Source organism: Bifidobacterium hapali (assembly GCF_002259755.1).
In the GTDB taxonomy this organism is placed as follows: domain Bacteria; phylum Actinomycetota; class Actinomycetes; order Actinomycetales; family Bifidobacteriaceae; genus Bifidobacterium; species Bifidobacterium hapali.
Map to the genome: position 1 here is coordinate 1 of NZ_MWWY01000032.1, position 12,554 is coordinate 12,554.

General features: G+C 55.6%; 7 protein-coding genes and 1 rRNA gene. 7 read left to right on the top strand and 1 reads right to left on the bottom strand.

Translation table 11 applies throughout. From position 1 onward, the window contains the following. From BHAP_RS08295 to BHAP_RS08320, 6 genes are all read left to right on the top strand, one after another. Positions 1–647, top strand: a 647-nt coding sequence (locus BHAP_RS08295; RefSeq protein ID WP_143248771.1) for an IS3 family transposase, incomplete at its 5' end; no start/stop codon positions are given. Positions 648–1,333: 686 nt separating this feature from the next. Continuing rightward, complete coding sequence (locus tag BHAP_RS08300; protein ID WP_094730260.1) at positions 1,334–2,701, top strand: MFS transporter; 1,368 nt, start codon at positions 1,334–1,336, stop codon at positions 2,699–2,701. A gap of 276 nt (positions 2,702–2,977) precedes the next feature. Further along, on the top strand, positions 2,978–4,030 hold the full coding sequence (ilvC, locus tag BHAP_RS08305) for a ketol-acid reductoisomerase (RefSeq protein ID WP_094730261.1): 1,053 nt from the start codon (positions 2,978–2,980) through the stop codon (positions 4,028–4,030). A 264-nt stretch (positions 4,031–4,294) separates the two neighbouring features. Then, positions 4,295–5,083 carry a hypothetical protein gene (locus BHAP_RS08310; protein WP_094730262.1) on the top strand — a complete coding sequence of 263 codons (789 nt, stop codon included), beginning with the start codon at positions 4,295–4,297 and terminating at the stop codon, positions 5,081–5,083. 9 nt (positions 5,084–5,092) lie between these two features. Continuing rightward, positions 5,093–5,467: a hypothetical protein gene (locus BHAP_RS08315; protein ID WP_094730263.1), complete on the top strand. Its 375-nt coding sequence runs from the start codon at positions 5,093–5,095 to the stop codon at positions 5,465–5,467. 564 nt (positions 5,468–6,031) lie between these two features. Continuing rightward, complete coding sequence (locus BHAP_RS08320; protein WP_094730264.1) at positions 6,032–9,874, top strand: glycoside hydrolase family 2 TIM barrel-domain containing protein; 3,843 nt, start codon at positions 6,032–6,034, stop codon at positions 9,872–9,874. Between the two features lie 797 nt (positions 9,875–10,671). Here BHAP_RS08320 and BHAP_RS08325 read toward each other — a convergent pair. Then, the gene (locus tag BHAP_RS08325) at positions 10,672–11,466 is read right to left on the bottom strand and encodes an aminoglycoside 3'-phosphotransferase (protein ID WP_094730265.1); all 795 of its coding nucleotides are present in this window, start codon (positions 11,464–11,466) and stop codon (positions 10,672–10,674) included. A gap of 550 nt (positions 11,467–12,016) precedes the next feature. On the opposite strand from BHAP_RS08325, the gene BHAP_RS08330 reads away from it, so the two are divergent. Further along, positions 12,017–12,554 (top strand): 16S ribosomal RNA (locus tag BHAP_RS08330); the annotation flags it as partial.

Genomic DNA, 12,554 nt, shown 5'->3' on the forward strand with positions numbered 1-12,554 from the left:
CGGGCATCGTCGTCTCCGCGAAGCGCGTCATGCGGCTGATGACCCGCCATGGCATGGTGCCGGTGTTCAAGAGCGCGAAGCGCTACAGCTCGTACAAGGGAGAGATCGGCGGCGCGCCGGCCAATCTCGTCAACCGCGACTTTCACGCCGCGAATCCGAATGAGCTGTGGGTCACCGACATCACCGAGTTCTCGATCCCCGCGGGCAAGGTGTACCTGTCGCCGGTGATCGACTGCTACGACGGCATGCCGGTCGCCTGGACGATCGGCACCAGCCCCAACGCCGCATTGGCCAACGGGATGCTCGAGGACGCGTGCGCCACGCTCCGACCCGGTCAGACGCCCGTCATCCACTCCGACCGGGGATGCCACTACCGGTGGCCTGAATGGATTCGCATCTGCACGGATCATGGATTGACGAGGTCGATGAGCGCGAAGGGCTGCAGTCCGGACAACGCCGCCGCCGAGGGGTTCTTCGGCCGGCTCAAGCAAGAGTTCTTCCACAAGAGGAGCTTCCAGGGCGTCACGATCGACGAGTTCATTGCGATGCTGGACGAGTACATGGTCTGGTACCGGGACAAGCGCATCAAACTCGAATACGGGATGAGCATCATGGACAAGCGCATCCAGCTCGGGCTCGTCGCCTGAACACATGTGATATCGTTCTGAACGACCATTCAGACAACGAAGTCCAACAAAACGTCACCACCCCCGTGGCGGTTTTTGCTCGCTGGTGGGGTTCTTAGTGAGCGTTTTCTGCCACTAGGGGTTGTGCGTGGCGGTTTTTGCTCGCTGGTGGGGCTCTTAGCGAGCGTTTTCTGCCACTAGGAGTGGTGCGTGGCGGTTTTTGCTCGCTGAGTGCCTGCTTAGCGAGCGTTTTCTGCCACGCGGATGATGGCGCGAGGGTCACATAGTGAACGCGCGCTGGTCTGTCGGGGTAACCGCTCCTATGGTGTGGAACCAGTCGAGCACACAGCTCGGTGGAAACGTTCGGAGCCGATATCGAAAGGAGGTTCGCCACGATGACTGGATACACTGCAACCGTTGAGTCTGCTCAGTCCATGAGCGCTGCTCTGCTGTCCGCACGAATTATTATTCCGTCTTCGTTGGCGGACTGATTCGGCATACAGCTTGAAGCCCCGCCAACGATGGCAGGGCTGAGCAAGAAGTCGCGATCCTCGCAAAAAGCCCTGCCAAGTTGGCGGGGCTTTTTGATACGCCCCACAAGGTCACCGCTCAATAATCTCAAGCTGCAGCAACGCAACCACACATAATCGCACACAACATAACGCAACCGTGACTCATATAGTCATACATCAAATCAGGAGCACATCATGTCAGCAGCAGTCAGCACCGCCGGCGAATCCGCCGCGGCAGGCAAGCTGAAATCTCTCGCGCGAGACTCAGTCAAAACCGTCATCGCAGCGTCTATGGTCGGTACCGCGATCGAATTCTACGATTTCTACGCGTACGGTACCGCCGCCGCGAACTACTTCCCGCACATTTTCTTCTCCGATAAAACCAACCCGACCGTCGCCATGCTCATGAGCTTCCTGACGTTCGCGATTGCGTTCGTCGCCCGTCCACTCGGCTCGCTCGTCTTCGGCCACTTCGGTGACCGACTCGGCCGCAAGACCACGCTGGTCGTCTCGCTGCTCACGATGGGCGTCGGCACGTTCCTGATCGGCTGCCTGCCGACTTACAAAACGTGGGGCGTGGCTGCGGTCGCGCTGCTGTGCCTGCTGCGATTCGTGCAGGGCGTCGGACTCGGCGGCGAATGGTCGGGCGCGGCGCTGGTCGCGACCGAAAACGCGCCGGAAGACAAGCGTGCGCTCTACGGTTCGTTCCCTGAACTCGGTGCGCCGATCGGATTCTTCTTGTCGAACGGCACGTATTTCGTACTCGAATCGTTCAACGATGCCGACGCGATGCTCGCGTGGGGCTGGCGTGTGCCGTTCCTGCTCAGCTCGGTGCTCGTGATCGTCGGACTCGTTGTGCGCGTGCAGATGGAGGAGACGCCGATCTTCCGCATGGCTCAGGAGAAGCAGCAGGTCGTCAAGGCGCCGGTTGTTGAAGTGTTCCGCAAGTCGTGGAAGCAGGTGCTGCAAGCCACGTTCCTTGTGGCCGTGACGTACACGCTGTTCTACACGCTCGCCACTTGGTCGCTCGCGTGGGGCACGAAGTCTGGCGCGGAAGGCGGTGGCAACCTCGGCTTTACGAATCAGGAGTATCTGCTGATGCTCATGATCGCAATCTGCGTGTTCGCTGCGTTCATCGTGATCTCGTGCCTGAACGCCGACCGTTTCGGCCGTCGCCGCGTGATCGTGACTTCGTCGGTACTGCTCGTCGTGTTCGCGCTGCTGTTCCCGTTCCTGCTCAACGGTGCGGTTGTCGGCCAGCGTAACTTCGTGGCGAACATGGTATTCCTGTGCGTCGGTTTTGCGCTGATGGGTACTGCGTTCGGTCCGATCGGCGCGTTCCTGCCGGAACTGTTCGATGCGAACGTGCGTTACTCCGGCTCTGGTATCGGCTACAACCTCGCTGCGATTGTTGGTGCCGCGTTCGTACCGACGATCGCGACGTGGCTGTCCGCTCACTGGGGTGTGCACTCGGTTGGTCTGTACCTCGGCGTGATGGCGGTGTGCTGCCTTGTCGCGGTGCTGACGTGCAAAGAGACTAAGAACATTGACTTCACGAAGTGACGTCTCAATCTTTGGTCTCCCTTCGCGCGGGCTGCGGATAGCGGGCTCGCTCAACTCATAACTGAATAACTGAATAACGCATAACTACATAGTGAGAGGATTTATCAAATCGGTGTTCGCAACGTGGAACGCGACCATGTTACGGACGTGTTTCCGGTAAGATGAACATCGGTTTTAGGACAAAATCCTCTTGCATGGCCAACAGGTAAACAAGTCAATTTCGCCGGTGCAAACCGGCCCGTGGATTTTTCCCACTACACATAAAGGAGTGCCATTATGGCAGCAACTATCTGGTACGAGAAGGACGCCGATCTGTCCGTGTTCGATGGCAAGAAGGTCGCCATCCTCGGCTACGGCTCTCAGGGTCACGCCCACGCGCTGAACCTGCGCGACTCCGGCGTCAACGTCGTCGTCGGCCTGCGTCCGACCTCGAAGTCCGTCGAGTTCGCCAAGGAGCAGGGCCTCGAAGTCAAGCCGGTCGGCGAGGCTGTCGCTGAGGCTGACGTCGTGATGATCCTGCTGCCTGATCAGTATCAGGCCAAGGTCTACAAGGAAGACGTCGAGCCGAACCTGAAGCCGGGTGCAGCTCTCGCCTTCGCTCACGGTTTCAACATCCACTACGGTTACATCAAGCCGGGCGAGGATCACCCGGTCTTCATGGTCGCCCCGAAGGGCCCGGGCCACATCGTGCGTCGTGAGTACGCCGCTGGCCGTGGCGTCCCGGTCGTCGTGGCCGTCGAGCAGGACCCGGATGGCAAGACCTGGCCGCTGTGCCTCGCCTACGCCAAGGCTCTGGGCGCTCTGCGCGCTGGTGCCATCAAGACCACCTTCACCGAGGAGACCGAGACCGATCTGTTCGGCGAGCAGGATGTGCTCATGGGTGGCATCAACCACCTGTGCGACATGGGCTTCGACGTGCTGACCGAGGCTGGCTACCAGCCGGAGATCGCCTACTTCGAGGTGTTCCACGAGCTGAAGATGCTGGTTGATCTGGCTAACGAAGGCGGCCTGAACAAGGCTCGTTGGTCCTGCTCTGACACCGCTCAGTACGGCGATTACACCTCCACGGTTATCACCGAGGAGACCAAGAAGCGCATGGAGTACCAGCTCAAGCGTATTCAGGATGGCTCCTTCGCTAAGGAGTTCATGGACGATCAGGCTGCTGGCGCCCCGAAGTTCAAGAAGCTGCAGGAAGAGTACTCTCACCCGCACCTTGAGACTGTCGGCCCGAAGCTGCGCGCTATGTTCTCTTGGAACAACGGCCCGGCCAAGGATGCTGATGAGGCTAACTCCTTCACCGGCAAGATCGCTCGCGCTCAGGTTCAGTGAGCTTAGCTGTTTAGCTGCTTAGTCGATTAACGACACATATAAACCGCCGCATCCCGTACTGAGTACGGATGCGGCGGTTTTTCATATCATATGATGAATTAAAACCCGAATCATGCGCTTAACGTCGCACACGCCGTATATTGTTCAATAATGGTATTGGGGAGTATCATTATATTCATCATTTGAGTGAAATTCACGATTCAAATGACTCCCTGTTAACTGCTGCAATGATGCTGCATTCTCTTGATTGGAAAAGGATTCATCGTGAAAAAGATCTTATCTATGCTATCTGTCCTTATCGTTACATCTTTTCTCTTTCCTAATGTAGCGATCGCAACCCCTGAGAATCAGGAATCGATTCTTTATAACAATCGTGTTTTTAACGTATCCGACTTGTCTAATGAAACCTTGAGATGGTTGAATTGGTACAATTCGCTTCCAACCGATCTGAAAGAAACAATAAGCTACGAGCCTACTGAGTTAAGAGAACTGTTTTCCCCTGAATCGACGTTTAATGCACCAATCGAATATGCAGACGAATTAAGTTTTCCTTTCTCTGCTCAATCGTATCTTCCTACTGGTGGATACGAATTGGCATATAATCCTAATTTTTGGAATAATGATGCGAATATTCGTCGAGCAAATTGTTATGCATATGTTATGAACATACTAACTTCGCGTGAAGGCAAGCTTCAGCTAGGAGAACTTTCCGGTAATGTATATACATCATTAACAAAGAGTGCGATTGAAAAAGCTGCTAAAGCCGATGGTCCATATATAAGAAATGGTGTGACGATTACAAACTCGTTTGCAAGTGCGGTTCCCGGGAAATCCCAATACAAAATCGCACTCGTGATTGCCCCAAATAAGGATTACCATTGGTATATTCAAAATAGTGATGGATTCTGGTCTCATAAGCGTGGACTTGCCAAAGTGAGTATGCTTGATGCATCCGGGAAAGTGATATGGGATCCTCAATCCGCGAATCGCAATTATGGTTCAGGTCTTAATTACTCTATCTTTGCTGGATATTATCTTGTTAAATACAAGTAAGAGCTAGTTATGAAAAAGTATAGAGTACTACCGGCCTTGTTCTTGATTACTTTTGTGGTAATTATTGCAGTGTGTTTAGCAAATACATTGACCAATAATAAACTGCGGTCAACGACTAACGGCACGGATTTAATAACAAAAAGTTCTCAGACTTTATCGTTGGATTATGTCAAGCAAATTGTTAACGAAAAAGGAAAGGATAATGTATCGTGGGAAGATTTCGGTGATTTTAAACATCAAGACGTAGGCTCAGGCAACTATGTGTATCAGTATGAATTGGAAGATGGATCTTCTCTGTTTCTAAGTGGAACCAGTCTTAAATATCCTCCTCGGTATATTTTCATTGTTGATGCAGAAAATAGAAGAATAGATATAAAACCATGATTTGTGCTTATTTGTCACAAGTACGTCTAATATCCTGCGCCAGAAGTTCGTTTACGATGTTTGTGGCTCCCCTGCTAGCACATTGACTACAAACAGCTCTGCTGTTTGCTTCACGGCAACATCCTGGCAAGGGGAGCCACTCTAACTAAGGGGTAGTGAATTCATCAACGAATTAATGACACAGGATACAAGTTATTTGGCTCAGCATCATCCAATTGGCACTCACGCAGAGCGTAATTGCGCGCAATTTCCATGTGTGCGCGCACTTATGCTCGTTTTTAGCCTCAAAAACGAGCATAACTACGCGCAGGCATGCCGATTGCGCGCAGTTACGCTTGCTATAAGCGCCGCTACTAGTGCTTACCGGCGTCGTTCGTTAACCAGCGCCAGCCAGCGCAAGAATGGACCGCTCACCCGCACACCAGCGCGCCCCGCCCGCTAATACCAAAAAACCAACACGCGCCGACACACAGCACCCGCGCGCCGCTGCCCGTCAGGACGAACCATGATGGTAGCGTTATCACTGATACCGGCCCGCACAAGCCCGAAGGAGCGCCGAACCTCATGTTCATCCCACGGTATTACGAGAACCTCGACACCTTGCACGTCGGCACTGAGCCGAACCGCGCGTACTATATCCCCGCTTCGCATCGCACCGACACTGTCGGCGAGAAGCGCGTCAACTCCGACCGGTTCACGCTGCTCAACGGCGACTGGGATTTCAAGTACTACACCAGCATTTACGATCTCGACGCCGATGTAACCAGCGCTCGCGCGGCCGGTCTTCCTGCGTTCTGTGACGACGGTTTCGACGGTGTCGGCACGGATGCCGACGCCGAAGTTTGGGAGCATCGCGCGGCGGTCAGCCACGGTCGAGAAGCCGCTGGTTTCAATGCAATCCCGGTGCCGAGCGTCTGGCAGAATCACGGTGCCGACGGCCACCAGTACACGAACGTCAACTATCCATTCCCGCTCGACCCGCCGTTCGTCCCGCAAAACAACCCGTGCGGCGTGTACATTCACGAGTTTGCGCACACGCCGAACGCCGACGCACCGCGCACATTCCTGAATTTCGAGGGCGTGGACTCGTGCTTCTACGTGTGGCTTAACGGCACGTTTATCGGCTACTCGCAGGTTTCGCATTCCACCAGCGAGTTCGACGTTACCGACGCGCTCGTTGACGGCATGAACATGCTCGCCGTACTCGTGCTCAAGTGGTGCGACGGCAGCTATCAGGAAGACCAAGACAAGTTCCGTATGTCGGGCATTTTCCGCGATGTGTACCTGCTTGATCGTCCGGAAGACGCGATTCGTGACTACTTTGCGCACACGTCGATCTGGCGTAACGTCGATCCCGCGAAGATTGACGAGCTGACGGACGCTGAGTATGACGCGTCACCGGTCGATCATGCGACCGTGGACGTCGATTTTGCGTTCTTTGATGACGTGGATGTGCCGGTGAGTGTGCAACTGTTCGACGCGGACGGTGAGTTGGTTGCGCAAACACAAGCTGAGCCGATCGACGGTGATGCGTTGGCTGATGGCGATGCTGCGGACGTTGACGGCGACGATAACGACCTCGGTGATATCGTCGACGACCTCGAAGAAGGCACCGTCGAATCAGTCAGCACAATCGCCGAAACCGACGACACTGAACCGTCCGATGCAGAATCCGCCCTGCACATCGCGATCGAAACTGGTACCGCGTCGCCCACCATCATCGACACGGATACTGCCGCCGGCGACAGTGCGTTCCTACCAACCGCGCACGCGCAACTCATCGTCGAAGATCCCAAACTGTGGACCGCCGAAACCCCGTACCTGTACACGATCGTCTACGCAACCGAGCACGAAACGATCACCGATCACGTCGGCATCCGTGAAGTCAGTGTCGATGGCAACGTTGTCAAAGTCAACGGCAAACCGATCAAAATTCACGGCGTCAACCGTCACGATTCCGACCCGGTCACCGGATCGACGATCAGCGAAGCGCAAATCATGCGCGACCTGACCCTCATGAAGGAACACAACGTCAACGCTATCCGCACGAGCCACTATCCGAACGCGCCGCACTTCTACGACCTGTACGATCGCCTCGGTTTCTACGTGATCGGCGAAGCTGATAACGAAAGCCACGGCACTGATCAAGCAATCGCCACGGATACCAGCTGGGACGCGCAAGCCGCACGCTGGCCGCGCATGATCGCCGACAATCCGGCATGGACCGCGCCAACCGTCGACCGCGCGCAACGCTGTGTCGAACGCGACAAGAACCGCCCGAGCATCATCTTCTGGTCGATGGGCAACGAGTGCGCGTATGGTTGCACGTTTGAAGCCGCGCTCGAGTGGACGCAAGCGTTCGATCCGAGCCGACTCACGCACTACGAGTCGGCGCGCTACGTAACCACCGACCGTGAATACGATTTCAGTCACCTCGACGTTCACAGCCGCATGTACCCGTCGCTCAAAGACATCGACCAATACTTCTCCGAGGAAGGCCCGCGCACGCCCGACGGCAAGCGCGACGGTACGTTCGGCGGCGACGATGGTGACAACGGTGTCAAACCGTACTTCATGTGCGAATTCTGCCACGCGATGGGCAACGGTCCGGGCGACCTCGAAGACTACTTCGACCGCATCCAGCGCTACGACGGGCTCGTCGGCGGCTGTATCTGGGAGTGGTGCGACCACGCGATCGACCGCGGCACCAACCCGGCCGGACGCCGCGAGTACGCGTACGGTGGCGATTCGGGCGAGTATCCGCACGACGGCAACTTCTGCATGGACGGTCTCGTCTACCCCGATCGCACGCCGCACACCGGTTTGCTGGAGTTCAAAAACGTGTATCGTCCGGTGCGCGTCGCCGGATTCGACCCGGCTGCAGGCACGCTCACACTGCATAATTACTACGATTTCCTCAACACTGCGGACGCAGGTATGTTCGTCGACTTCACGCTCGTGGTCGACGGACGGCCGACCGTGAACGCTTCGTGGGAGGAGGATGCGGCCGCTGGCGATGCGTTCCGCGTCGAGCATCCGGGCAATTACGCGCCGGGCATGCCGTCGATCGAGCCGCACGGCGAGGCGACGATCGAACTGCCGACGGAAATTCGCACGGCGCTCGCCGAGCTGAGTGAGTCGGCTGGTAAAGCGACGCTGCTCGTGCGTTACTACCGTTTGACCGACGACGGTGTGCTGCTGCCTGGCTTCCAGCTTGGATTCGACGAGGTTGCGGTGCCGACTGGTGACCCGCGCAATCAGACTGTGGCGGCGTTGCTTGAAGCGGTGCACGGCGATGACGTGGTTGAAGACGATGCGGGTGCCGTTGATGTTGCCGTTGACGCGGATGGCGAAGGCACGATCGTGCCATCGCTGCTCACGGTGTCTGAATCCGGTGCGTCAGTGACGGTCGAGTCGCCGGACTTCCGGTACGTGATCGACAAGCGCACGGGTCTGTTCTCTTCGATGACATTCGCAAATCGTGCGCTGCTCGATCGTCCGATGGAAGTCAGTATTTGGCGCGCGCCGACCGACAACGATCGCAACGTTCGTTACGAATGGGAGCGTGCACAGTACGATCGCGCGAGTGTACGTGCGTACGACGTGGAAGTGCTGGTTGACGAGGATGACGTGGTCGAGTCGCCGGTTGACGGTGACTCGGTGGTGTCGTCGCTGCCCGGCTTGGGCGTCGCAGCGCAGACTGCTGCTGGACTTGATGCCAACGAACCTGCGTTCGTCGCATCGTTCGGTGACGACGATACTGATTTCGGCGCGAACGGTATCTCAGACGCTGTTTGCGTTGCTGGCGACGTGACTATTCACGCGCGGCTCGGTCTCGTCGCGCCGATCGTCCAACGTATCGCTGACATCGACGCAACGTGGACGATTCACGTCAACGGCACGATCGAACTGTCGATGGATGTAACGCGCGATACGGCATTCCCGTTCCTGCCGCGCTTCGGTCTGCGACTGTTCGTGCCCAAGTCGATGCGCGACGTCACGTACTGCGGTCTCGGTCCGGTCGAAAGCTACGTCGACAAGCGTCGCGCGAGCTGGCATGGCGTGTTCTCGGGCACGCCGCAGTCACTGTTCGAGCCGTATATCAAGCCGCAAGAAAACGGCAATCATCACGATTGTGATTGGGCGTCGGTGGCCGGCGATGGTACGAGCTTGACGTTCTTCGGCGAGCGGACGTTCGATTTCCAGGCGCTACCGTATACGGCTGAAGAGTTGACGCGCAAGGCTCACAACAGCGAGCTTGAGGAATCTGATTCGACTGTGGTGAACGTCGATTACGCGCAGTCCGGTATCGGCTCGAACAGTTGTGGACCGGCTCTGCTGGAGGAATATCGCCTCGACGCTGAGCAGTTCACGTTCACGCTCGGTATCGTGCCCGCCGCGCGCTGAGTTTAGGGAGCGGATGCATTAACCACTGATAATGCAGAATGGCTATTTGGGTGGTTGACGGTGTATTTCGTATATGCCGTCAACCACCCATTGTTGTAAAGGAACACTGTTTTTGTGTGGCGTGGTGATTTGTTTGGGTCTTTCTGCGATCTGAGAGGCAGATTTTCAATCATGCATGGGTCTTTCTGCGATCTGAGAGGCAGTGCTGTCAGGCCACAAGTCTGATATTTACCCCCGAAACTCATCAATGTGGGAGTATGATGCAGAACACCTGCCTCTCAGATTGCAGAAAGACCCCTACACACGACGAAATCTGCCTCTCAGATTGCATATTGAAGGAGACGAATTGAAGGGGGCAACGCGAAAAACTATTATGCTGGAATATTTGGGCATATATTTGTGGCCGCTCCTCAGTCGGCTCGCGTAATGTGAGGTGTGCGCAGCGAGTGATGTGCGTTGTTATCGTGCGATATGCTATTGGATTTTTGCCTCTAATTTGAGATTTGGATGGTTTTCGTAAGTAGAGACAAATTGCTTGGCTGTACTCGCATCGTGCAAAGTGCAGGAATGGCGGTATTCCGCGGTTTCTTGATTTCCTTTGATTGCCGCAACTGATGTGTGAATCGAGTAACTTACTTTTTAAGACAAAATTTCTGTCTTCAAAATCGCAACAGCCCCAACAATACATTTCAAGACAAATTATGCAGATGTTGACGAGAAATCTGTCTCCGCACTATGCAATCGCGCTGACATAATGGTCGTTATCGGATAACGGCTTAATGGCTATTTGCCGCCGACTATCCGAACACTTCCATCGCGGCGACGATACGCAACATTTCCTCATCAACAAGGTCCGCACCGTACTCGCGAATAAACAACGACCGATAATCGTTCGTGTGCAGATTGAACTGCAGCGTCCACAACGCCCAGTACACGTCCACGTGACGGTCGCCGATCCCAGCGCAATCGAGATCAACAAATCCACTGAACTTCCAATCGTCCAATATTACGTTCGGCAAACAGTAGTCGCCGTGCAACAGTACGTCGGCGCGCAGCCGCGGCCAACCGTCGCGCGCGATGCGGTAGATTTCGTCGTCGGTCGCCTCGCCGTACCACGTTGTGTACAACGCGCGATCGCAACGTCCGTTGCGGTAGCCGTGCTGCACAGTTTGTACGTACCGTTCCATGCGCGTGGTTTCCGGACAGTTGGAATAATCAGTTTCGTGCAGCGCGCGCAGTCGGTGGGCCAGTAGTGGTACCAGTCGGTCCGGATCGGCCATGTACTGCGGCGACGTGCAGTCTTCGCCGGGGATACGCGCGGTGACGAGCCAGTCGCGCCCGCCGATTGTGCCGTAATACAGTACGTCGGGCGCGAGATTGCGCGCGTGAAAGTATGTGGTCCACGCGGCTTCGCGGCACAGTGATTGCGCGGCGGCGGTTTTGATGAAATAGCTACGATCGGGGGAGTGATCGGCGTAGTAGACGCGCGCTTGCGGTGACGAACTGCTGTCGAAGATGCGACTGTTGACGATGTATGGCTGAATTGCGCGCGGAAACGTTACTTGATGTGGGTTGATCTCGTGACGCTGCATGATTGGTGGTCCTTGTGTTGGCTGGTTGCCGGTTCTTCTGTGATGGTAGCAAGCTGTGGTTGTGGTTGGGTTGGGTGTCGTTGGGGTGAATTGTGTGGGTCGTGTGGGTGGATTTGTGGTTTTTGGTGTGGTTGTGGTGGTGTTTTGGGCGTATTGTGAGAGTGTGAGCGTGTTGGAGGCGTGTTTTCGACACGCCGTGGGAACGCTGTTGTTGCAACGATTTGGGTGTTGTTTTGTGATGTTGGTTTGCGCTTGTGTGTGGTGTCGTGTATGTTTATCTCTTGCTGCCGCTGAGCGGTCTGGTTCCTTCCGGTTGGTTGGTTTCTGGGTTTGCTTGGAGTGTGGTGGTGGTTTGAGAACTCAAGAGCGTGTTTGTACTACTTCTTTATGTTTGTGATTGCCAGTCCAATTCCCGCCTTTGACCTGTTTGTTGGTTGGGGGTCTGCGAGAGTGGTTAATGGGGGTTGGGGTTTTTGTGCGAACGTCCTTCCTTATAGGACGATTGTCATTTTTTTGTTTGAGAGTCATTTGTTGGGTCTTTTGCAAGTTTTTTGTGGAGGGTTCGATTCTGGCTCAGGATGAACGCTGGCGGCGTGCTTAACACATGCAAGTCGAACGGGATCCTAGACTTCGGTTTGGGTGAGAGTGGCGAACGGGTGAGTAATGCGTGACTGACCTGCCCTGTACTTTGGGATAGCTCCTGGAAACGGGTGGTAATACTGAATGTTCCACATGATCGCATGTGATTGTGGGAAAGCTTTTTTGCGGTATGGGATGGGGTCGCGTCCTATCAGCTTGACGGTGGGGTGATGGCCTACCGTGGCTTTGACGGGTAGCCGGCCTGAGAGGGCGACCGGCCACATTGGGACTGAGATACGGCCCAGACTCCTACGGGAGGCAGCAGTGGGGAATATTGCACAATGGGCGCAAGCCTGATGCAGCGACGCCGCGTGAGGGATGGAGGCCTTCGGGTTGTAAACCTCTTTTACAAGGGAGCAAGGCTTTTTAAGTTGAGTGTACTTTGTGAATAAGCACCGGCTAACTACGTGCCAGCAGCCGCGGTAATACGTAGGGTGCAAGCGTTATCC

Coding starts and splice junctions, on each gene's coding strand:
- BHAP_RS08300 (WP_094730260.1), top strand. CDS start 1,334: ATGTCAGCAGCAGTCAGCACCGCCGGCGAATCCGCCGCGGCAGGCAAG.
- ilvC (WP_094730261.1), top strand. CDS start 2,978: ATGGCAGCAACTATCTGGTACGAGAAGGACGCCGATCTGTCCGTGTTC.
- BHAP_RS08315 (WP_094730263.1), top strand. CDS start 5,093: ATGAAAAAGTATAGAGTACTACCGGCCTTGTTCTTGATTACTTTTGTG.
- BHAP_RS08320 (WP_094730264.1), top strand. CDS start 6,032: ATGTTCATCCCACGGTATTACGAGAACCTCGACACCTTGCACGTCGGC.
- BHAP_RS08325 (WP_094730265.1), bottom strand. CDS start 11,466: ATGCAGCGTCACGAGATCAACCCACATCAAGTAACGTTTCCGCGCGCA.